Below are 21,928 nucleotides of genomic sequence, written 5' to 3'. Positions count from 1 at the left end.
CGTATGACAATAAAGTATACCCTATGATCATAGAGTAAAAGTGGCAGTTTTTATATATTTGTCATAACCTATATGACACATCACGTTAGATCATAACTTAAATGTCACTTAGGACAGATTATGTACATCTTTGGCTACCTTAGAGCATCAACAAGCGACCAAAATGCAAAACGAGCACAGAACGTCTTACAGGAGTTTGTACAGGAAAAAGGGTTTCGTATAGCTGGATGGTATATTGAAAATGAATCAGGTGCTTCTCTGCAAAGACCCGAACTTCTTCGTTTACTTGATGATGCAACAAAAGGCGATGCAATCGTCATTGAACAAATAGACAGGCTCTCTCGCCTAGATGAGAAAAGTTGGTTCAGATTGAAAGAAATGCTGCACAGGAAAAAACTCAAAGTGATTAGCCTAGATTTGCCAACCAGTCATATTGCATTCTCTCCCCAAATCACCGATGAGTTTACCGGCTCGATGATCAAAGCAATAAATAGCATGATGATGGATATGCTAGCTGCTATCGCAAGAAAAGACTACCAAGATCGCCGTCGTCGTCAGGCTGAAGGAATTAAGAAAGCCAAAGAGGAAGGTAAATACAGAGGACGACAAGCAGACTCAGAACTACACGAAAAAATCTATCAGCTTCGAGTTATCAATAAGCTCAGTATTAGCGATACTGCTAAACTCACCAATGTTTCGGGTCGTACAGTAATACGAGTGGCTAAAAAGTTGGCAAACGAACGTTCACAGGGATAAGAAGCATAACGCTTTAACTCCATTGGACTGCTTTCTCTCTTAAACAAGAATTTACCCTACATGACCGAGTACCTGAACAGAAGAACTATAATTTATTACTTTTTTGTGTTTTGTTGCCCTGCATTATTAATAATAGCTGACTTCAATTAGTTTAGATTCCATCTATACTAGGGATTAGATGGAACTATATATTAAACTAGGTACAAATATGAATATAGTACTCACCATACTGCAAAGTATAGCCACTATGATTTGGAGTGTGGCTTGGGCGTTATGTTTGGGGTTTTTACTTTCAGCAACCATCCAAACGCTTGTCTCAACCAAAAAGGTTCAATCAAAGTTGGGCATCACAAATGCTCGAAGTCTTGGACTCGCTACTTTCTTTGGTGCGGTGTCTTCCTCATGCTCCTATGCCGCAGCCTCTATGAGTAAGTCACTGTTCCAGAAAGGTGCCAGCTTGCCGGTGAGTAGTGCCTTTCTTGTGTCTTCTACCAACTTAGTACTTGAGATCATGTTTGTTATTTGGATATTAATGGGATGGCAATTCGTGGTTGGAGAACTGTTAGGTGGTATATTGCTAGTATTACTATTGGCCATGATATTGCCAATATTTGTGAAGACTAAAACGATTAATAGAATGCGCACATCACTTGAGAGTAAAGAACAAAATAATGCTACTACCACGGAGGGAAATTGCAATGTACATATGAAGCACTCAGATTCTCATAGTAGTGACGGTATTAACCAGATCCACACAAACTCTACAGCTATCACTCGTATCTGCCAGAGCTTTCGTATGGAATTGGGAATGGTTGGTAAGGATATTTTAATCGGTTTGGTTATTGCGGCGGTGTTGGCTGTTGTCATTCCGGCTAGTTGGTGGGCTACCTTGTTTATGACACCAGATGATATTACACATCCAAGCTGGCTCGTACTCCTTTGGAATGCCATTATTGGGCCGATTATTGCCATTCTCGCGTTTGTCTGTTCTGTGGGCAATATTGTTTTAGCATCGGTACTTTGGGCTGGCGGGATTTCTTTCGGTGGTGTCATGGCTTTTATTCTCGCTGACATAATTACACTGCCAATGATCAAGCAGTATGCCAATTACTATGGCTGGGCTGCAGCAATACGTTATAGTTCTGTACTGTTTTTTTGTATTGTACTTACTGCGCTCATGCTTGACCTGATTTTTCTTCAGGCAGACATGATGCCAAAAGGACCACGTAATGCACATATTGCGAAGATGGAGATACAGTGGAACTACACGAGCTTCCTAAACTTGTTGTTTATTCCTGTTGCACTTTGGGCCTGGGTGAAAGGCAAAATGGATATGCATTAAAGCCCTAATATGGAGCTGGATTAAGGCTATGTTATTTAATTCAGCTTATTACGCGTCCACGTTAGCTACACCATTCGTCTTTTAAACGTTCAGCTATACCTTTTTCAGTGTATCCGCCCCATGAACCCACGGGGCGATATTGTTAATGTTTGAAGTTCCAAGGTAGGAGTGCATCGATATCTGGCTCTGCTTTTGCCAACTCTTTCATGCACTTGACCATGTAGTCGTAGAGGATAAGGCCGTTGGCTTTTGCAGTTTCGACGATACTGTAAAGCATCGCACTCGCATCAGCACCATTTGGTGTGTTCGAGAACAACCAGATGGTATGACCTTATATACTAAGACTCACCTATGGTGCGTTTTTGGAGGTCATCAATATGAAATCCGTCAACTACTCTGCTTACATTGGGCTAGATGTACACAAGGACACCATTGCCGTTGCGGTTGCAAATCCGGAACGCCAAGGGGAAGTTCGATTCTATGGAAATATTTCTTCAGCGAAAGATGCCGTCATTCGGCTGATGAAGAAGATCATCAAACTCCACGGCACAATTCTTGTCTGTTACGAAGCGGGACCTACTGGCTATGGTCTCTATCGATTGCTACTCAGCATGAATATAGACTGTACTGTTGTGGCGCCTTCCAGAATTCCCAAAATATCGACTAACAAGATCAAAAATGACCATCGAGATGCTGTTGCTCTAGCGCGTTTATTAAGAGCTGGCGAGTTGGTTGAAGTTTGGGTGCCAGACATGACACATGAAGCTATGCGTGATCTTATTAGAGCCAGAAGTTGTGCAAAGAAAGATACCAAGGTCGCGAAGCAAAGGATACAGAGCATTCTCCTGAGGACAGGGAAGCGGTACGAGAAAAAAATGTGGACTGTTCGTCATCGAATATGGCTAGCTAATCAATCTTTCCCAATCGCCTCTCAGCAAATTGCTTATGAACATTATCGACAGAGCTTAGAACAAATTGAGAATCGAATAGAGCAACTAGACCAAGAGATTGATCGATTACTCCCCAACTGGTCGCTGTATAACCTAGTCAATCAACTACAAGCTTTGAAAGGTGTTGGGCGCACTATTGCTATCTCTGTAGTAGCTGAGCTCGGAGACTTTTCTCGATTTACTAATCCCAAGCAAATAATGGCATTCCTTGGCTTGATACCTGGTGAGCACTCGAGTGGGAGTACTACTCGCAAGTCTGGAATTACCAAAGCTGGTAATGTTGAGTTAAGACGGTTGCTGTATGAGGCCGCATGGGCTTATCGAAATAATGCCAAGGTCGGTAATTGGCTAGTGACTTATCGCCCGGACAGTGTCTGCCAAGAGGCTAAAGATATTTCTTGGAAGGCCCAGCAAAGGCTGTGTTTTCGCTACCGAAGCTTGGTTGCTAAGGGAAAGAAATCACAAGTCGCCATTACAGCTGTCGCCAGAGAATTGCTTGGCTTTATGTGGGATATTGCTGTGACCACACAAAGCCTGAATAAGAGAGCATAAAATTTGCCTGAAAGTGAAGAAGCTCAAGGTGAGTAATCCTCGTCAAAAATTTAAGTCGACCACTTGGTTAGATACTAGCAGCCAGATAGAGGTAAACTCATTACGAAAACCATGTAGGGGCTAAAGATCCCCGAATAAGAGTATGTATAACCCAAGCTATTGCTGATTCACTTTCAGGCAATTCTAGCGTTGATAATATGCCTCATCTCACAGAGGAGAGAGAGGTTTTGTCGAAAAACTTGAAAAAGGTCATAAGAGTTCTTCCTGCCAATGACCAGCGGTTTAATTGCACGTTCAGCACGGTTATTGTCTATCGATAAGTGACCGTCATCGATATAGCGGATGAGCTTCGGCCATTGGCCGAGCGTGTATTTTATCGCTTTACCCAACGGGCTAGACTCTATCACTTGTTGAGTCGTCATCCATTCGTACAACTCATCCAGTATTGGCTTGGCGTGCTGTTGGCGTTCTGCTTTTCGTGTCTCGACAGACGCACCTTTTAAGCGGGATTCTATGCCATAGAGCTTCTGGATTTTGGCCAGCGCTTTATCTGCTTTGCCTGACTTGCCTTTACCTTGAAGCTTCTTAGCATCCATGAACTTGCGACGTGCATGTGCCAAGCAGCCAACATTGGTCACTTGGTGAAGCCCATCATAAGCACCATAGCCATCGGTTTGAAGATAACCACTGTAATCCCCCAAGAAGGCAACAGGGCACGCCCTCGCGCGACTATTTTGATAGTCATACAAGGCGATATTTTTCACGTTAGGAAGTGCGGCATCTGGCGAGTCTGCGCCTGAGCAGTAGAGCCACATGTAGCATTGCTTATCTTCCTTGAGGACATTGAGTGGTGTTTCATCCGCCTGAACCACCACTTGCTCGAGTAGGTGCGTTTTCAAGGCCGCATAAAGCGGTGCGAACTTCTCACTGACTTGGATAATCCACCTTGCCATAGTAGTTCGTGACAGCTCGATACCCGACTGGGTAAACAGTGACTCTTGGCGATACAGTGGCATCGCGTATTGGTATTTGCCAAGAATGATATTGGCCAGCAAGCTTTCTGTCGCGAAGCTTTTAGGGATAATACTTTGCGGCGCTGGCTTTTGAACGATGTGGCTTTTGTCTTTAGTTTGCTCACACTGACGACAAGCATATTTAGGACGAACATACTCCAGCACTTTGAGTACCGCTGGCGAGAACTCTAGCTTTTCACTGCGGTCTTCACCGATTTTATGCAGACTATGTTTGCAGCATGCGCACTGTTTTTCATGGTCGTCTAAATCGAGTTCGATAACCTCACGAGGCAAGGTTTTTGGAAGAGGCTTACGCTTACCGCGTTTCTTCGTTGTGGTGGTCGTCGTGACCTCAACCTCTTCTTCCTTAGCGGCTTCACATTCCACTTCATTGAAGAGGTCACCTTGAGATTCATCGTAAGGCTTTAACGCCTCCGAGCGTTTAGCGAACTGGCGGTCAAAGGCAAGCTTGAGTTGTTCAAGTAGAGATTGACGCTCTTGCTTCCACTCAGTTTTCTCCGACATCAGTGCTTTCACCATCGCTTGTAGCTCAGCAACATCTTGACTTTCTGGGTTGATATTTGGCGTCTTTTTCATGGCACTTATTATACTAAAATCATGCCGCTAACGCTTGGTGGATAAGGCTTTATTATCGTTTAAGTCATTGTGAAATCGTTTATTCGAACGGGTTTGTGGCCGATAATCGTGAAGCCAGAAAGTAGTCTATCAAGCTCGAATTGAGTCAGGCTAAACACCTCATTTTTCTCTTTTGTAGGCCACTTATATTTGGCTTTTTCGAGGCGTTTGTACCAAAGAGCAAAGCCTGTTTTATCCCAGTACAAGACTTTGATTTTGTCGCGCTGTTTATTGGTGAACAGGAACAGTGCGCCGCTTGCTAGAGGTAAATCGGTGTCACTTTCGATAATCGCAGCAAGACCATTGATCGACTTTCTAAAATCGACACTCTCACGATACAGATAAATCTCTGGAGCGCTGAGCATACGTTTCATGATAGCGCACCGATGAGTTCTGCTAGATAAGTGGCTGGCGTGCCTTGTGGAATACTCAGCTCAACATCATTGACGAGCAGTGTCATGTTAGCCGTTGCTATTTGAGCTTGATACTTGGTTGTCTTTTCGACGACTTCTGCTCTAACAAATCCGACAGGCGCTGATTGAGTTGTCGACTGAAGTTGACGGCGTTTTGCGAAGAACGTCGATAAGCTCAGTCCGTGCTGTTCACAGAAAGCACGTTGAGTGATGTTGCTGTGCTCATAGCGTTCGAGAAGAGTTTCCCATTCTTGGTTTGTGCGTCGAATTGCCATTTCAAATCTCCTTGTGGTTGAAGACCTGATCTTATTACTCGCGCAAAACGATTAGAATGCGGGGTTTATGACGCGCTTACTTTTCAGTTAATTTATTGAGTGCTTTGAGCATAGTGTAAGTCTTTCCAACTTATGCATTGTAATGACGAAGAATGAGTGACCCTCAAAGTAACTGTTGCACATGATGCATAGAGGTTTTTCACGGTAAACTCATGTCGTACTTATACTTTGTGTTTGATCTGCTCCAGCCAGACAGGACAATCACAAAGCGAGATGTTGCTTTCCAAAGTTAATTGGGCTTAAGCATCCAAGATCAAAGCGCCTTTAATTTGTATTGTCAATGCAGAACCCTAGCTTAAGCTATTCTCCATAATTCTAGTTATTAATAAATTACTAATTTAGGGGGGCTATGATACACATTTATCCATTTTCGAGCTCTGTCCTTAAGTTAGTTTAGTGATCATCAACCGATTCTGTCATATGTTCACATTTCAGAGGGCTAAGAAAGAAAATACACTGTAGCCCTCAGCCCTATAAATAAAGGGCTGAGGGCTCACGTTAGACTTTTCGCTGAAATGGGCGCAAAACCCCTTGTTAGCCGTCGATCAATTTATTAACGATGAACTGTGCCCTTTCTTTAACTGATGCTTTTGGAACTTCAATTAAGTCATAGCCAAACTTTGTATAAGCGCTCACCATTTCATGATATGTCGCAACCGCCTCATTAAAATCTTGCTTTCGCTCAGCATCATTTTCATAGATTTCTTCCCAAGGAGGAAAAATGAAAACTTTACGGCAATATTCTAATTCACCACATTTAGCTAACAAGAGTTCCGAAATAGGTATGCACTCAAGTTTACTGTACCCATAAGAGTCGATAATACTTCGATCGAAAAGCGTAGTTTCAGTATCACCAAAATTCTCGTAATTGTTGATTTCTTCAAGAACCATTTCGTCTCGGAATGCAGTCTTATCCAACCAAGGTAATGCACTACCTTGCGACTTTACTTGGGCTTGAATAACTTTACGCCCAACTTCTGGTGCGCTTTGATAACCCATCTGACACAACAGTTCGATAACTGAGGTCTTACCTGACCCAGGTCCACCTGTAAAAATAACTCGATTGTTCAAATAAAACTCCATAGACGGTTAACGCCCGCTTAAGGCGTGAGTGAACGTGTGCCATGTTTGAGCGATAGCGAGTTCGGCACACGTTTACGAATCGCACTTGAAGCGTTTGTTATGAATTTTTCACGCCAAGACTGTACTGCTTTTTCGATTGCTCTTAGTCATCAAATAGAAGCCGATAGATGCTAGCAAGGCACAGGAAATGATACTAAACCAAGTGAAGTTATATCCAAAACTGTCTATCAGATAACCTACAACAATAAAGCTAGGCATAATAAGTAGGCTTCTTAGAGTCACTAACACACCTTGTATGCGACCTCTGTGACTTGATGGTGAATTGTTTGCTAAATATACACCTTCTTTGGTCAGTAACAGTACCTCACCTGCGGCTAAGAAAAACCAAGCAAAGAAATGAACTGGAATAGTAGGGAAAGCCATAATTAGGGCATACCCACTAGCAAAAAGTAACCCTGCATAGGCTAAGCTGACAACCTCTGTTTTCTGTGATGTAGCTTTCATTAATAATGGTGTAACAATAACGACAACTATACAGGCATACGTCATTAATTGACCAAAGATAATGGGGCCTTTCTCGGCAAATATGTGACTTAAAAATAGTGGACTAGCCATAGTCATTTGGTTAAGAGCGAACCAAAGAGCCCCACACAGTAAAGTAAACACAATCAGTCTCGGTCTTTCAGAAAGAATGCGCCATACAGATCCATCCAAAGGTTTTTCGAGTTCATTAGATGTACTTTTCTCGTAATTTCGCGTGCTGTTTACAAATCGCCAGATTATGAGCACACCAAACAAAGCAGCTAAACCATTTCCCCAGAATATCCATTGTGTGTAATTCCAGAATAAGTAGCCCGCTATAACAGGTCCAATAGCAGATCCCAAATTGTAAGTAAGGTAACTTAACGACATTACAGCATCACGATTATCAGTATTTGATAAATCAGCAACTAAAGCGTTGCTAGCAGGCAGCGCAATGCCTATAAAGAAATAAGCGCAAAACAATAATATCGGGACCAAGAAGCCAGTATCAGTTACAAAGCCACATGCTATGAGTAAAATTGCACCACTAAACTCACCAACGACCATTGTTTTTTTGTGACCAAAATTATCAGATAGCTTCCCACCTAAGAAACTACCTGCAAGGTATGTTGCGGTAACCATCATTGCTAGTGAACCTGCGACAGTGACTGAAAACCCGAGCTTCTCGGTTAACAACAGCACAAGAAAAGGAATGATGAAATTCCCCATTCCTAAAATCATTCGAGCTATAGCTAAAAAGTAGATATTTGCAGGCAGTCCTTTATAGATTGCGAGAGAAGATATGAGCTTTTTGATGTTTTTTCCTTAGTTGATTAGTTTTGCAGATATTCATAACGCTTTATAGACGGATTATTTCCGTACTTCCGCACACGCTACCGCCTTCTAATAACATAGAATCTGACCATGTTAGATCATTAGTGTATGAAAATCAGTAGATTAAGTATTATTAGCCTTGTTGCACATCACAAAATGCGGAAATTTTCCGTATAAGTCCTCAAATCTTACCTAGACTTAATAACTGTACATAAACACAGTATCGGAGTAAGTTATGAAATCCCCGTTTTTGAACTACATTCGTGACTTTATGCGAGCGAGGCACTATTCGGAAAGGACAATAGACGCCTACCTCTCTTGGATATTTCAGTACATTGTTTATCACAATAAAAAGCATCCAAAGGAAATGGGTACTGCGGAGGTAGAAGATTTTCTTTCCTATTTGATCACTAGCCGTAACTTGGCCATGCGAACTCAGAATCAAGCACTCAACGCGCTAGTGTTTTTATATAAGCATATCCTTCATGACCCTATAGACGTCAATATGCGCTTTAAGAAGTCTAATAAGAGCAAAAAGCTCCCTACAGTCCTCACAGTAAAGGAAGTGAGTAAAGTGCTTGAAAGTATGCCGCCGAGCTTTTTATTGCCAGCACAACTCATGTATGGCTCTGGACTACGTCTTATGGAGTGCCTTCGGCTCAGATATCACGATATCGACTTTGATTATGGTGCGTTGAGAATATGGCGAGCGAAAGGAAATAAGAATCGAGTAGTGACGTTAGCGAGAGAGTTATTCCCGGCGATACGGCGACAGCAGCAACACGTTGAGAGCATTTGGAGGCAAGATGTTAAGCAGAGTGACTATTCCGGCGTGTGGCTCCCCAATGCATTGGCGACCAAATATCCAAACTCAAACAAAGAGCTCAACTGGCAGTTTCTGTTTCCTTCTGCTCGGCTGTCTATCGACCCTACTTCTGATTTGATTCGTCGACACCATATTAATGAGTCGAGCGTGCAAAAAGCTCTGAAATCTGCGGTAAAAAAGACGGGGATAGAAAAGCAGGTTAGCTGTCACACGTTGCGACATTCATTTGCAACTCACTTACTGGAAAGTGGCGCAGATATTAGAACAGTGCAGGAACAATTGGGACATACAGACCTTAAAACTACGCAGGTCTACACGCACGTCATTAACCGAGGAGCGAGTGGCGTGAAAAGTCCGTTATCTAATATTCTTTAGATACAAAAAAGGAGAGCTTTCGCTCCCCTTTTACATAGACCTAACTGCTAATTAAAGAGCAGCTTTCGCTTTTTCAACTAGAACTGCGAATGCAGCTTTGTCGAATACCGCGATGTCAGCAAGGATCTTACGGTCGATCTCGATAGATGCTTTCTTAAGACCGTTAATGAAACGGCTGTAAGATAGACCATTTTGACGAGATGCAGCGTTGATACGTGCAATCCACAGTTGACGGAATTGACGTTTCTTGTTGCGACGGTCACGGTAAGCGTATTGACCAGCTTTAGTAACTGCTTGGAAAGCTACGCGGTAAACACGTGAACGTGCACCGTAGTAACCTTTAGCTTGTTTTAGAACTTTCTTATGACGTGCACGAGCTTGTACACCACGTTTTACGCGAGGCATTATGTCTCTCCTAAACTAAACGATTGATAAACTAAAAAGAATTAAGCGTATGGCATCATACGAACAACTGCAGCCACTTCACACTTAGGAAGGATTGCATTTGGACGAAGCTGACGCTTGTTCTTAGTAGTACGCTTAGTCAGAATGTGACGTTTTGTAGCGTGCTTGTACTTAATACCACCAGCAGTTTTCTTAAAACGCTTAGCAGCACCTTTGTTGGTTTTCATCTTAGGCATGATGAATAACTCCGCATTGTTGAGTTGATTAAACAATAGTAATTAGGGCGAACAAAACCCAGCTGTTCAGAAAACAGCTGGGTTTTCTTACTTGTAAAGCCTTTAATTACTTCTTCTTAGGGGCCAATACCATGATCATTTGGCGACCTTCGATTCTAGTCGGGAAAGATTCTACTACAGCTAAATCTACAGTATCTTCTTTCAGACGATTTAGAACGTCGACACCAATGTCTTGGTGAGCCATTTCACGGCCACGGAAGCGAATTGTTACCTTCACTTTGTTGCCGTCTTCTAGGAAACGCGTCAGGTTGCGTAGTTTTACCTGATAGTCTCCAATATCAGTTCCAGGACGGAATTTTACTTCCTTAATCTGAATCTGCTTTTGCTTCTTCTTCTGCTCTTTCGCAGCTTTGCTCTTCTCGAAGAGGAACTTGCCGTAGTCCATCACACGACAGACTGGTGGCTCGGCGTTAGGGCTGATCTCTACGAGATCCATACCAGCTTCTGCAGCTGCATCTAGTGCTTCTTGAATCGATACGACACCAACAGATTCACCATCTGCACCTGTTAGACGAACTTCACGAACGCCACGAATTTCACCGTTTAAACGGTGCTGGTTTTGTTTGGCCGGTTGTTGGCCACGTCTTCCGCCTTTAATAGCTTATTCCTCCAGATTGAGCTTACGGCTAGAAACCTCGGCTTGGATGTATGAGATAAAGTCATCCACTTTAAACTTGCCTAGGTCCTTACCCTTACGTGTACGTACTGCAATTTCTCCAGCTTCCATTTCTTGGTCGCCACAAACAAGCATGTACGGGATACGCTTCAAAGTATGTTCGCGGATTTTAAAGCCAATCTTCTCATTTCTCAAGTCCGCTTTGGCTCTAATTCCACTTTTTTGCAGTTTTTGTGTTACTTCTTGAACATAATCAGACTGTTTGTCAGTGATATTCATGATAACAGCTTGTTCTGGCGACAACCACGTTGGGAAGAAGCCAGCGTATTCTTCGATAAGAATACCGATGAAACGCTCAAGAGAACCTAGGATTGCACGGTGAATCATAACAGGAACTTGACGTTCGTTGTTTTCATCCACATATGTAGCACCTAGACGACCCGGTAGGTTGAAGTCTAGCTGAACTGTACCACATTGCCATGCACGATCTAGGCAATCATATAAAGTAAATTCGATCTTAGGACCGTAGAACGCACCCTCACCTTCTTGAATCTCGAATGGAATTTCCATTGCTTCAAGAGATTGTTTTAATGCTTCTTCAGAGCGATCCCAGATTTCATCGCTACCTACACGCTTCTCAGGACGAGTCGACAGTTTCACCACGATGTTATCAAAACCAAACGTGTTGTATGTGTCATAAACCATCTTGATGCAAGAGGTTACTTCGTCTTGGATTTGGCTTTCAGTACAGAAGATGTGTGCATCATCCTGTGTGAAGCCACGAACACGCATAATGCCATGAAGTGCGCCTGATGGCTCGTTACGGTGACATGAGCCAAACTCAGCCATACGTAGCGGTAGATCACGGTAAGATTTAAGACCTTGGTTAAAGATCTGAACGTGACCTGGGCAGTTCATTGGTTTAATCGCGTATTCACGGTTTTCTGATGAAGTCGTGAACATTGCATCTGCGTACTTGTCCCAGTGACCAGAACGTTCCCAAAGAACGCGGTCCATCATTAGAGGACCTTTTACTTCTTGGTAGCCGTATTCAGTCAGTTTTTCACGAATGAATACTTCTAGGTCACGGAATACAGACCAACCGTTGTGGTGCCAGAACACCATGCCCGGTGCTTCTTGCTGCATGTGGAATAAATCCAGCTGCTTACCAATTTTACGGTGGTCACGTTTTGCCGCTTCTTCTAGACGCGTCAAGTGCGCTTTAAGCGCTTTTTTATCGTGGAATGCAGTACCATAGATACGTTGAAGCATCTTGTTGTCACTGTTACCACGCCAATATGCGCCAGCCACGTTCAGTAGTTTGAAGTGTTGGCAGAAGCCCATGTTAGGAACATGAGGACCACGGCACATATCGATGTATTCTTCATGATGGTAAAGGCCTGGACGGTCGTCTTTAGAAACGTTCTCGTCTAGGATTTCCATCTTGTATGGTTCGCCGCGACTTTCAAATGTGTCACGAGCTTCCTGCCAGCTAACCTTTTTCTTGATAACTTGATACTTGGTTTTTGCTAGCTCTTTCATACGTTTTTCGATTTTTTCAACGTCTTCCATAGTAAGAGACTGTTCTAAATCGATATCGTAGTAAAAGCCATTGTCGATCGTAGGACCGATTGCCATTTTCACATCTGGGTACAGTTGTTTAATAGCGTGACCAAGTAAGTGAGCACAAGAGTGGCGAACAATTTCAAGACCGTCTTCGTCTTTCGCCGTGATGATTTCTAGGCTCGCATCGTTTTCAATTAAATCACAAGCATCTACGCGTTCGCCATCTACACGACCAGCGATGGTTGCTTTCGCAAGACCAGGACCGATTGAAAGAGCGACATCCATTGTAGAAACAGGGTTATCAAATTGACGTTGGCTACCGTCAGGAAGAGTAATTACAGGCATGTAGTATCCTATTTACAGTGGTCTTGCACACCAAGCAAGACATGTTTTATTGGTTAGCAATTTTCAGTGAAGTGAAAACTGCCGCGATTTCATTGTGTTATCTGCTTATTTTGATGCAAATACGGATGCACCAGCCAAAGCGAACGAACATTGTAAACAAAGCTCAAGAAATAACAATCAGAAATGTGACATGTTTAATAAAACAACGATAGCTTGCCTCTCTCCCACTGCATGGCATACCTCGTAAATTCCTGCTGTTGTAGCCTCATTCTCGTTATGTGAATCTTTGATTTCACATCAATAGCTTCTAATCTATATATTAGGTATGTTGGAAAAAGGGACTTCTTATGGACCATTCAGAATATTACGTCAAACTCAATCAGGATGGGCATTCTACCGTATATTGTGAAGGGCACTTATCGCTAGGCAGCGAAGTTATCGAAGTGGAAAACCAACTCGACCAAAATCATGATGATTCCACCGCCATCATTATGCTTGCTAATGGCACTCGAATATCCGGCGTGAAAGTCATCGAATAAGAGAAGTAAAAAGGAGGCGACCAGGCCTCCTTTTTAACATCATCACTCTGCGTGAGTCACGAGCTTGCGTTAGCGTACCTCGCTTGCTGTATCCAGGCTCTTACCTCGTTAGGCGACATGATGGCAGGATCACCCAACGATTTGTCATCGACTTCAGCAAGCTGTTTTGGCAGAATATCAATTAACAGTTCTAGATCTTTGTGGGAATGAATCTCCTCATCAAAGACCTTCGCCATATCACGACTGTACGACGCATGACGAGCCCTTGCCGCTTTGACCAACCCTTCTAACAGCGTATACCACGTTGTCATTGGACCTTGCACAATCGAGGCAGACTCTGCCGCTGAATCAATAAAGGCAAATGGTACGGTAGTAATCGGCTTGTTGTATTCCATCGCGGCCAAGATCCAATCGGTATCAAATGAAAAATCATACACTGTTGGATTACGAAGGATAACTTGCAGCGCATCACGAGAATAAAGCTTAAATGCCGCCTGAGTATCTTTAATACCTTGAGAGAATATTTGCTCCCCTATCATGCGCTGCATATGACGTAGAGTCTTAATGCCGATGCCCCAACGCTCTTCTTGTTTGACCAAAATCGATTCTGGATGCTTGCGATTACCCAAAACCACTTGTTTGGCCTGTTCTAAGTATGGCTCTAGCAACAACCCTATTTGCCCTAAATGAACTGAGTTATCGGCATCGGTATAAACAACGACATCTGCGCCCTCATCTATGGCCTTTTGGCAACCAAGAACAATCGCTCCACCTTTACGAGAGTCGTCAACACTATGCAGATTAGCTAACGGTCCATCATCTGTATCCAAATGTTCCGACAGTTTAAGCACCGTGACCTTATTGGGCTGCTCTGTGGTCTTAACAATTCCTTTCGCAATATCAGCGCTATCATGAGGGCATCCATCGTCCACGGGATATAAAAGCCAATCAATACAACTGTTCGCACTTATCCAAGACAGCTGTTCTACTTTCATCCGCAGTGAATCTTCACCGTTAGGGTTTTGTTCCGTTTTGGGGTTTAAGCGGTTATGTTCCCCCCACATCGCAAAGACAACGCCAATACGTAGTGGTGTCTTGATCTTTCGCACATAGCGCTTTGAAGCGACCAGTTTAACCGCTAGCCGATACTCCAACGGCGCTTGCTCTTCTATCGCTAACTGTTTTAAATCGCCAACAGACAAACTGCTCAGAGAGTCCAATTGCTCAGCTAAGTGCAACAAATCTTTTTGTTGGTGATTGTTGGTAAGGTCAAAATTCGGATTTGAATCTCGAAGAAGCGCAGCTGCCTGCTGAAGGTCTCGATTGCTAGCCATGATCCCTGTCCTAGTTGTTGGAAACAAAAGCAGACTAGGATTTATGGAACTGAGTTCAAATAATTGTCCCAAGTCATTGTTGGCGTAATCTAGGCGCAACTCAAACAAGCAATTTCGAACAGCATGATTTACTGATTGGATGGTTCAACTGGCACTGGAGCAAAACTCCTTCTTTGCACGGCTTCAACGCCAGAACTGCTCTCTGCTCCTATGTTGGCGCGAGGCACTTGTCGCTCCGTATTCGACGTATTGCTTAAGTCGCCTAAATCAGCTTCGTTAGCCAAAGCATTAATTTCATCCCGTTCTGCGGCTTCGTAATCAAATTCATCAATGGGCGTCGCGATTATCGTAGCCGAGTTTTCAGCTGGCACTGGTGAAGTTTGAATCAAATGACGATTAGTCACCGCTGCTCTAGACGAGGTTGGGGCTGCATTATTAGTGCCTTTGGGGGTGTCGTTCGGTTGTGATGCCGGTGTCGGCACAAAACCTTGAGATTGGGAAAAATTCGATTCTATGCCTTTTAGTCTTTTTTGCCCCGGAACAGTCTGCGTAGTCACTACTGGGGGTGGCGTGCTCGATGGTAAGCTTGCCTGTGTTCGAGTAGATTTTAGGCCAATCTTGGGACCAGAGAACGCGAAAAGATTGAGTTTTTCCTGCCAAACTTGTAGGACTGCCGCATCATTTTCCCACGATTGGTCATAGCCACCAGCAACATCAAACGTCTGCATTTGGGTGAGCAGTTGAGTATTTGCTTGCTCATTTTTCTGATGAAGATACTGCTGCATTTGAGACCATTCTGTCCCTCCTGTCAGTAAATAACGCACACTATTTGCCCAATACTCGTAAGCTTTAGGGTCATTGTCCAAGTTGGCACACACCGTGGCTAGTGCCTCCGCAAGACCCGCGTATTGCCACATCTTTTCAGTGCCTAGTTTTGCTTCAGAGGCTAAAATTTGCAGACTCAGTCTATGATATTGTTCCGCTGCTTGTTTGAATCTTCCGTTACCAGCCAGCAAGGTCGGCTGACTAAATACCCTTAATTCAACTTCCTGAACCCGTGCACTGATAGCGGTGGTAAAGGAAAGCAGTAACACCAACAGCAGAAATCTAATTGTAGTCATCAAACGTCTCCACTAAACACTTACCAGGATGATAGAAACGTGAGTCAAACTGTACGTCTCGGTATTCTCGTGTTCTCGATGGTTGATAGAGCTTTCCTTTCTGCTTGTACAGTAAGGCTTCTAGAACTCCGGCATTGGTCTTAAGCGTGATACTCTTTTCGTACTTACTATTTCTTTCATAACGGCCTTCATACCAACCTCGTTGCGGATCGTAGAGTTCGCGCACGAGTACCATCAAGCGGTCGGTATAATCGGTCTTCCATAACGCCCACATTTGAAAAGCCACACGAGTCGATACCAAAGCAAGCAAATCATGAGAGCTGCCATCTTCAGCTAACGTTATCCATGGAGTACCCAAAGCATAGACCGCGTCATAAACAAAATAAGGGTCGCCAGCTACTACATGGTCACCTCGTGCAGTATAGATTCTATCGACATCCCAACGCGCTTCTTGTACTAAATAGAGAGAGTCTGCCATCGCAGACATTACCTGGTCAGAGTGATTCGCATCGTTGGTACTGGTATCTGAAATCTTGTCCCAATTAAACTCTAGCCCCATCCATAAGTAAGGGGTGCTATAGACGGGTCTTAGGACGTCAAAGTCTCTGGGGTCTCTGCCATCAAAAAGCAGATCAATACCGTAGATTGTCGCGACATCATAAGGGTCAATTCGCATCGCTTTGTAAGGCACAACTTGCCAATCTAAATAACCATAAGAGGTATATTCTTCGACGCCTAAACGCCCCTCTTTGTAACGGGTCACATTGCCGCCATATATTGCGCCTCCGAACAACTCACCATCTTCATTGATAAGTTCACAGAAGTTCCAGCGTAATACTGCTTTATCAATGTATTCGGTAAATTCAGGAGAGAATTGCTTAACGATGGCGAGTGCAATAAGTAAACGCCCAGTATCTAACGAGGACCAGCCAATATCACTAGGTTGCAAACCATAATCCACTTTCTGTCCCGTCTGGGTGTGATAAACCTTGTGCGGAACTTGTCCCATGCTCAAGTTCATGTCATTAAGAAAAGTCAGTACTAAGGTGAGTCGTTCGTCGTATTGTTTGGTTGAGATAAACTCGAACTCTTTCGCTGCGAGCAAGGCGAATAGATAATCGGCAATGCCTGACATATTGGTTGATGGGTAGTTGTCGATGCCATTAACTAATCCAGTTTGAAGCTGAGTGTTGTTCTCAATGTATTTCCAGGCAGTACTTGCCCAAGCCAACTCTTGTTCAGTTAGCTTACCGTAACGCCCCTGACGAAATGTCTGAGAAGTATTGATTGCTTCAACACCAGAACTTACACCTTGAACTATGGTTCCGCAGGCATAAAGTAGAAGCAGAACTAAAAGCAAAACAACCAGCCTTTGCATTCGATGCGCCCCTAAGACTTATTTTTCTTCTTTTTATAGTTCTTGCGTGGCAAGCACTGCCCTTCATAACCAAAAGGTGATTCCAATGCTTTTTCCCACAAACTCGGTGCTATATCTTCATGATACTTGAGTAATTTTCCTTGTTGTTTATAGAGCAGAATTTCTAAGGTGATGCCATTATTGTTCGAAGTGAAGGTATTGATACGACCGGTACCATTCTCGAAAATACCCTCGTAAAACCCTTTATCTCTATCGTAAAGGTGAGAAATATGATCAAACAGCAGATCGGTATACTCTGTATCCCATAAAACCCACATCCCCATCGCACCTTTTACTGCTACAGCTGAGAACTGTGGTAGATATTCACCATTCTCAGAAATAGTATTCCAAGCAAAGCCGTCGGTATAAATGGTGTCATAAACAAAGTATGGAGGCCCTGCTAATTGGTGCTCGGTACGCGCAGTGATAATACCAGTTTGCTTATATCGCTCCTCTTGTACACGATAGATTTGCAAGGCGAACTCTGCCATCCATTCATTGGTATAGGTGTAGTTATGTCCTGTCCTATCGTCGGTCAAGTCCCACCCTAGCTCAATGCCATCTAAAACATAGCTTTCCGTTACGACGTAACTATGCGCTTTGAGCTTTCTGGGGTCTCGAGTATCGTAAGGGACGTCATAGCCATATAAATTGATGGTGGCATAAGGCTGTGGGTCAGAGGCTTGACTGGTATCAAACCCCCAGAGCTGGAACCCTTTGGCAGCATACTCTTCATAACCCAATCTACCCTCTTGCAGATACTGAACAGGTTTGTCTTTCTCCAGCAACGCGCCAAACATAGTGCCGTTCTCATCAACGACATTACAGAAATTCCACCTCAGAATCGCTTGGTCGATACCGGTCGCATACTCTGGATAACGATGTTTGACGATATACAACCAGATAAGCAATCGACCTAAATCGAGGGCAGAATAACCGATTTCCCCTGGTTGGTTACCGTAGTCTACTTTGGCTGCAGTTTGCGTGTTATAAGCCTTGTTAGGTAATTCACCACGGAATAGGTCCAATCGATTTAACGTGCCGATAAAGGCAATCAATCGACGGTCCATTTCCTCTTTCTCAATAATTCCTAACTCGTACGCACTCACCATACCCGCTAGGTAGGACGCCGCGTCCCACCACGTGACCGATGGGTAGTTATTTACCGCATTCACCAGACCTGTTGGCTCTTGATAATTATTCTCGAAGTACTTCCAAGCAATACGAGCCATATCCATTTCTTTTTCGGTAAGCTCACCTTGTCGAGCCTGTGGAATGCTCCAGTGGCTTTTACGTTCAACAATATCGTCGGAAAACTGATTATATTTATTACCACAGCCAGCCACTGCAAGCGCAACACATAACGTTGTCAAATAGCGCATGTTATTCTCCCTAATACTACCCTGTCCTTATTTTGCGCCTACGCTTAATAATGGTCCGTTTTCTATGTAGGCTAGTGACTCTAAGACAATGCCATTGGTGTTCGCGGTAATAGCTCTATTAGGTCGTCCATCAACTTCGTAACGACCCGAGTACCACCCTTTGGTTTCTGAGAACAGGGGCGATACCTCACTGATTAACAAATCCGTGTATTCATTCTCATACAGGGCATACCAACCAAAGGCAGCCTTGGTAGATAGGGTTTTTAAGTGCGACTGGTCTTTACCATCATCTGAAATTGCGTTCCATTCTTTACCATCAGAAAAGACCGTGTTGTAAACGAAATAAGGTGGCTCATCGACGTTATCTTCACTGACTGCAGTAACCACACCAGTATCATCATATCTGCGCTCTTGAACACTAAACACACGGTGCGCAAAGATTTTTGAGACGCTGTCAGAACCAAACTCTAGCCCATCAAGAATGTAAGACTCACTAACCACATAGTTATGAGCATGGAACTTAGCTGGATCGCGTTTATCGGTAGGGATTTCAATGCCGTAAATATCAATCAGGTCTAGATAATCAATGTATTTCATCGAATTAAATACATCTCGTCCCATCAGGAACAGAGATTTAGACGCATATTCTTCATAACCAATACGCCCCTCTTGGACTAACTCAAAACCGCCTTGCTCGTTCGGTCTAGAGCCATATAGATATCCATCGATGAGCATTTCACCAATCTTCCAATGATTCAGAATGTTGTTTACATCGGCGTTGAAGTTGGGATATTGCCAAATCAAGATATTGAATGGCACTAATATCCTACCAATATCAATGGCAGACCACCCAATGCCCGCTGGACTCGGGTTGTTTTGGTAATCCACCATAGCAAGCGTTTGTGTGTTGTAAGCTTTGTTGGGTAGCTTGCCCTCAACCAGTGGAAGCCTAGCAAGTGAACGCAACGCTTTCTGCATTCGCATTTCAAACACTTCATCAGTAATTACATTAATCTTTTCTGCGGCAATGAGCCCCATTAAATATGAGGCGGTATCCCACATGGTCGTCGACGGATAGCCATCAACGGAATTCACCAAACCCGTGTTATCCTGGTAGTTGTTTTCAAAGTAACGCCACGCCGTGTTCGCCCAAGTAAATTCTTCATGAGATAACACTCGATTTTCTTTCAGTGGGATCTCTTCGTGAGCCTCAAAGGTGATATTACCTAACACCTTTCCGTAGTCTCGCGTCTCTATATTGAAAGCGATGACCAATGCAGTACACAGACCAAGAATGAAAACAACGTGGTGCCTTGCAGCCAATAATGCGTCTTTAAACTTCATACTTTAAATCCTCTGTGCTGGTGACTTCTTCTTTGTTTTTCTCTTCTTTCGGAGGCTCCCAAAAAGCGGCAGCTATCATTCCCCACATAGCTAGCATGTTATTGAGAATCCAGAATGTATTGAACACTAGACCGCCACCGGAATATTCACCCCAGGAGCCCGTGTAGTAACCGATCCAGGCATAGAAAATAGAAAAGAGACTTAAGCCAAACACCACCATTTGAGGCAGTACAAGTTTGGCAAAATTACCTGTTTGCCTCTCTTTAGGGGTGGTTGGGAAACTGATTTTTCGCCCGCGTAGCACTGTCCACAGTGCACGTAAATTAACCGGAAAAAATGACAAGAAGTTGGTCTTACCTTTGTAACCAGCCACACCCCAAGTACCCACCATCATCGCGATCTCCGCGGTTAAGATGTACGGTAAGAAATGTAAATAAAAGGTCACATCATAAGCACTAACGGGGGCAATTGAGGTGAGAAAATAGATAATTGGACAGGCAAGGAAAATGATGTTCCAGACGGCCGATAAGTTAGACCAGAAGCTCGCGCCATACATCAGTTTTTGTTTAAAGCTCAGGCCCTTCCTAAATATCGGATTGTCGTTCATAAAGATGTCGATAGATCCACCAGAGTACTTAAAGCGCTGAACGGTCCAAGTTTGCAAATCTTGCGGTGACAGCATTTTACTTTCTACTTTCGGGTGCATTACCGAGCGCCAGTTTCGTTCTGTATCTGAGTGAAGAACAATCGAAGTGTACAAATCCTCTGATACGTGGAATTTGTATGGTGTAAATTCTGTATCAAACAGAATCTCATTTCTAAGGTTGTCTGAAATCGATTGATCAACCTGTTTTTCCTTAGTCAGTTTTCGTATCTGCTTTTCAACGTCTTGCTGCTCTTTGGTGATCTGTTCTGCATATGCTCTTAGTGCCGCTTCCATCACCGCTTCGCGTCTATGAATCGAGCCAGCACCGCAACAAAATGACGCGTTTGCCCAATTACGTCGACGTTGAATAACGTCGTAGAACATTTGCGGATCATTGACAAAGGGATCGTGGCCAAAGGTCACTGGGCCGTAAAACTTTTCTACTCCTTTGCCAAGAGCGGCAGTAGCTTTACCAAATTTACGCTCCAGCCAGACCGGAAGGCGGACTCCTTCCGGTAAATCAAAGAACCATTGAGGTGTTTGAACCCAAGCCACATTTGGGTCTCGGAAATAGCCGAGTGTATTCTCTAGAATCGTAGGCAGCGGTCTGGTGTCTGCATCACAGATAACCACAAAATCACCATAAGTCTGCTCCATGGCATTTCTAAGGTTACCGGCTTTGAACCCTACATTTCCCTCGCGAGTGATGTAGCCAACGTTCATCTCCTCCGCAAGTGCCTTCATCGACTCACGCTTACCATCATCAAGGATGAAGATCTTCATCTCGATGTCATGGGGATAAGTAATTCGTTGCGCGTCTTCAATACTCAGCCTGACGAGTTCTGGCTCTTCATCATAACTTGGGAAAAACACATCAACCGCTAACGGTCTGTCCTCGGCCGAGTCTTTAACACATTGATTGATGTTTGATGGCGGCGCTTTCTTAGGTTCATCTTTAGTTTTCCAGAGATTAAAAGTGAACAGGACAGAACCAATAAATGCACAAGATTCTGCAAAAGCCAATGGAAGTGAGAACCACAACGCATCCATATTCAGAGCATAAGTCCAACGCCACCATAGATACCAAATGCCCAGTGTTAAGTTACATGTCGCTAAATATTGATAAAGCAACTCTCTCGGTATACTGTGAGGTACTGGCTCTGGTGGTACTCGATGTTCATACTTTTGAAAATAGTTGTCCATTTGCCTAGCTTCCCTATAGAAAATAGCTTTTCTACTTATTTAACTCATGTGTACACCGGCTTTGTTGCCGAAATCGA

19 protein-coding genes and 2 pseudogenes are annotated in these 21,928 nt (G+C 43.6%); 5 read left to right on the top strand and 16 right to left on the bottom strand.

From position 1 onward, the window contains the following. Positions 1-120 precede the first annotated feature (120 nt). Together HW45_RS17270 and HW45_RS17265 are read left to right on the top strand one after the other, a co-directional pair. Entirely contained in the window at positions 121-756 is a 636-nt protein-coding gene (locus HW45_RS17270; RefSeq protein WP_038228476.1) for a recombinase family protein, read from the top strand. A 208-nt stretch (positions 757-964) separates the two neighbouring features. Further along, a complete protein-coding gene (locus HW45_RS17265; protein ID WP_160171223.1) occupies positions 965-2,098 on the top strand; it encodes a permease in 1,134 nt (377 codons plus the stop codon). A gap of 142 nt (positions 2,099-2,240) precedes the next feature. On the opposite strand, the pseudogene HW45_RS28870 reads toward HW45_RS17265, so the two are convergent. After that, positions 2,241-2,429: pseudogene (locus tag HW45_RS28870) on the bottom strand (transposase domain-containing protein); the annotation flags it as partial. 46 nt (positions 2,430-2,475) lie between these two features. On the opposite strand from HW45_RS28870, the gene HW45_RS17260 reads away from it, so the two are divergent. After that, complete coding sequence (locus HW45_RS17260) at positions 2,476-3,600, top strand: IS110 family transposase (RefSeq protein ID WP_038228473.1); 1,125 nt, start codon at positions 2,476-2,478, stop codon at positions 3,598-3,600. A 257-nt stretch (positions 3,601-3,857) separates the two neighbouring features. Here HW45_RS17260 and tnpC read toward each other — a convergent pair. The 5 genes and pseudogenes from tnpC to HW45_RS17235 all read right to left on the bottom strand — a co-directional run. Further along, positions 3,858-5,210: pseudogene (tnpC, locus tag HW45_RS17255) on the bottom strand (IS66 family transposase); the annotation flags it as partial. Between the two features lie 59 nt (positions 5,211-5,269). Then, a complete protein-coding gene (gene tnpB, locus HW45_RS17250) occupies positions 5,270-5,623 on the bottom strand; it encodes an IS66 family insertion sequence element accessory protein TnpB (protein ID WP_038228471.1) in 354 nt (117 codons plus the stop codon). Next, positions 5,620-5,937: an IS66 family insertion sequence element accessory protein TnpA gene (gene tnpA / locus HW45_RS17245; RefSeq protein WP_038228469.1), complete on the bottom strand. Its 318-nt coding sequence runs from the start codon at positions 5,935-5,937 to the stop codon at positions 5,620-5,622. Before tnpA ends, tnpB begins: the two co-directional genes overlap by 4 nt. Before the next feature lie 594 nt (positions 5,938-6,531). Beyond that, positions 6,532-7,068 carry an AAA family ATPase gene (locus HW45_RS17240; protein ID WP_038228467.1) on the bottom strand — a complete coding sequence of 179 codons (537 nt, stop codon included), beginning with the start codon at positions 7,066-7,068 and terminating at the stop codon, positions 6,532-6,534. Positions 7,069-7,188: 120 nt separating this feature from the next. Next, positions 7,189-8,352 carry an MFS transporter gene (locus HW45_RS17235; protein ID WP_327196420.1) on the bottom strand — a complete coding sequence of 388 codons (1,164 nt, stop codon included), beginning with the start codon at positions 8,350-8,352 and terminating at the stop codon, positions 7,189-7,191. 319 nt (positions 8,353-8,671) lie between these two features. Between HW45_RS17235 and HW45_RS17230 the strand changes: the two genes are divergently transcribed. Beyond that, a complete protein-coding gene (locus HW45_RS17230; protein ID WP_081875846.1) occupies positions 8,672-9,637 on the top strand; it encodes an integron integrase in 966 nt (321 codons plus the stop codon). A 51-nt stretch (positions 9,638-9,688) separates the two neighbouring features. On the opposite strand, the gene rplT is transcribed toward HW45_RS17230, so the two are convergent. From rplT to thrS, 4 genes are all read right to left on the bottom strand, one after another. Then, on the bottom strand, positions 9,689-10,042 hold the full coding sequence (rplT, locus tag HW45_RS17225; RefSeq protein WP_004401084.1) for a 50S ribosomal protein L20: 354 nt from the start codon (positions 10,040-10,042) through the stop codon (positions 9,689-9,691). Positions 10,043-10,083: 41 nt separating this feature from the next. Next, the gene (gene rpmI / locus HW45_RS17220; RefSeq protein ID WP_004401085.1) at positions 10,084-10,278 is read right to left on the bottom strand and encodes a 50S ribosomal protein L35; all 195 of its coding nucleotides are present in this window, start codon (positions 10,276-10,278) and stop codon (positions 10,084-10,086) included. Between the two features lie 106 nt (positions 10,279-10,384). Further along, a complete protein-coding gene (gene infC / locus HW45_RS17215) occupies positions 10,385-10,936 on the bottom strand; it encodes a translation initiation factor IF-3 (protein ID WP_081411588.1) in 552 nt (183 codons plus the stop codon). A gap of 3 nt (positions 10,937-10,939) precedes the next feature. Beyond that, a complete protein-coding gene (thrS, locus tag HW45_RS17210) occupies positions 10,940-12,865 on the bottom strand; it encodes a threonine--tRNA ligase (protein WP_031494507.1) in 1,926 nt (641 codons plus the stop codon). Between the two features lie 347 nt (positions 12,866-13,212). Between thrS and HW45_RS17205 the strand changes: the two genes are divergently transcribed. Further along, positions 13,213-13,404 (top strand): hypothetical protein, encoded by a 192-nt coding sequence (locus tag HW45_RS17205; protein ID WP_038228463.1) that lies wholly within the window; start codon positions 13,213-13,215, stop codon positions 13,402-13,404. A 56-nt stretch (positions 13,405-13,460) separates the two neighbouring features. Here the strand turns inward: HW45_RS17205 and HW45_RS17200 are convergent, their stop codons facing one another. From HW45_RS17200 to HW45_RS17175, 6 genes are all read right to left on the bottom strand, one after another. Next, positions 13,461-14,738: a glycosyltransferase gene (locus tag HW45_RS17200; RefSeq protein ID WP_038228461.1), complete on the bottom strand. Its 1,278-nt coding sequence runs from the start codon at positions 14,736-14,738 to the stop codon at positions 13,461-13,463. A gap of 128 nt (positions 14,739-14,866) precedes the next feature. Then, positions 14,867-15,859, bottom strand: coding sequence for a hypothetical protein (locus HW45_RS17195; RefSeq protein ID WP_038228459.1), 993 nt, complete (start codon positions 15,857-15,859; stop codon positions 14,867-14,869). After that, positions 15,846-17,237: a DUF3131 domain-containing protein gene (locus HW45_RS17190; protein WP_038228457.1), complete on the bottom strand. Its 1,392-nt coding sequence runs from the start codon at positions 17,235-17,237 to the stop codon at positions 15,846-15,848. The genes HW45_RS17195 and HW45_RS17190 overlap by 14 nt, the downstream gene beginning before the upstream one ends. Before the next feature lie 11 nt (positions 17,238-17,248). Continuing rightward, positions 17,249-18,658 (bottom strand): DUF3131 domain-containing protein, encoded by a 1,410-nt coding sequence (locus HW45_RS17185; RefSeq protein WP_038228455.1) that lies wholly within the window; start codon positions 18,656-18,658, stop codon positions 17,249-17,251. Between the two features lie 27 nt (positions 18,659-18,685). Further along, positions 18,686-20,002: a DUF3131 domain-containing protein gene (locus tag HW45_RS17180; protein ID WP_038228454.1), complete on the bottom strand. Its 1,317-nt coding sequence runs from the start codon at positions 20,000-20,002 to the stop codon at positions 18,686-18,688. Further along, a complete protein-coding gene (locus tag HW45_RS17175; RefSeq protein ID WP_038228453.1) occupies positions 19,992-21,851 on the bottom strand; it encodes a glycosyltransferase family 2 protein in 1,860 nt (619 codons plus the stop codon). The genes HW45_RS17180 and HW45_RS17175 overlap by 11 nt, the downstream gene beginning before the upstream one ends. Positions 21,852-21,928: the final 77 nt, after the last annotated feature.

The sequence above is a fragment of the Vibrio sp. ER1A genome (assembly GCF_000733315.1).
Taxonomy (GTDB): domain Bacteria; phylum Pseudomonadota; class Gammaproteobacteria; order Enterobacterales; family Vibrionaceae; genus Vibrio; species Vibrio mediterranei.
This window is presented reverse-complemented; position numbering and strand designations above follow the sequence as displayed.

Bases quoted from the DNA above. Each gene is read 5' to 3' on its own strand.
- HW45_RS17200 (WP_038228461.1), bottom strand. From the start codon at position 14,738: ATGGCTAGCAATCGAGACCTTCAGCAGGCAGCTGCGCTTCTTCGAGAT.
- HW45_RS17180 (WP_038228454.1), bottom strand. From the start codon at position 20,002: ATGAAGTTTAAAGACGCATTATTGGCTGCAAGGCACCACGTTGTTTTC.
- HW45_RS17195 (WP_038228459.1), bottom strand. From the start codon at position 15,859: ATGACTACAATTAGATTTCTGCTGTTGGTGTTACTGCTTTCCTTTACC.
- HW45_RS17185 (WP_038228455.1), bottom strand. From the start codon at position 18,658: ATGCGCTATTTGACAACGTTATGTGTTGCGCTTGCAGTGGCTGGCTGT.
- thrS (WP_031494507.1), bottom strand. From the start codon at position 12,865: ATGCCTGTAATTACTCTTCCTGACGGTAGCCAACGTCAATTTGATAAC.
- HW45_RS17205 (WP_038228463.1), top strand. From the start codon at position 13,213: ATGGACCATTCAGAATATTACGTCAAACTCAATCAGGATGGGCATTCT.
- tnpB (WP_038228471.1), bottom strand. From the start codon at position 5,623: ATGAAACGTATGCTCAGCGCTCCAGAGATTTATCTGTATCGTGAGAGT.
- HW45_RS17260 (WP_038228473.1), top strand. From the start codon at position 2,476: ATGAAATCCGTCAACTACTCTGCTTACATTGGGCTAGATGTACACAAG.
- HW45_RS17270 (WP_038228476.1), top strand. From the start codon at position 121: ATGTACATCTTTGGCTACCTTAGAGCATCAACAAGCGACCAAAATGCA.
- rpmI (WP_004401085.1), bottom strand. From the start codon at position 10,278: ATGCCTAAGATGAAAACCAACAAAGGTGCTGCTAAGCGTTTTAAGAAA.
- HW45_RS17230 (WP_081875846.1), top strand. From the start codon at position 8,672: ATGAAATCCCCGTTTTTGAACTACATTCGTGACTTTATGCGAGCGAGG.
- tnpA (WP_038228469.1), bottom strand. From the start codon at position 5,937: ATGGCAATTCGACGCACAAACCAAGAATGGGAAACTCTTCTCGAACGC.
- HW45_RS17190 (WP_038228457.1), bottom strand. From the start codon at position 17,237: ATGCAAAGGCTGGTTGTTTTGCTTTTAGTTCTGCTTCTACTTTATGCC.
- rplT (WP_004401084.1), bottom strand. From the start codon at position 10,042: ATGCCTCGCGTAAAACGTGGTGTACAAGCTCGTGCACGTCATAAGAAA.
- HW45_RS17175 (WP_038228453.1), bottom strand. From the start codon at position 21,851: ATGGACAACTATTTTCAAAAGTATGAACATCGAGTACCACCAGAGCCA.
- HW45_RS17265 (WP_160171223.1), top strand. From the start codon at position 965: ATGAATATAGTACTCACCATACTGCAAAGTATAGCCACTATGATTTGG.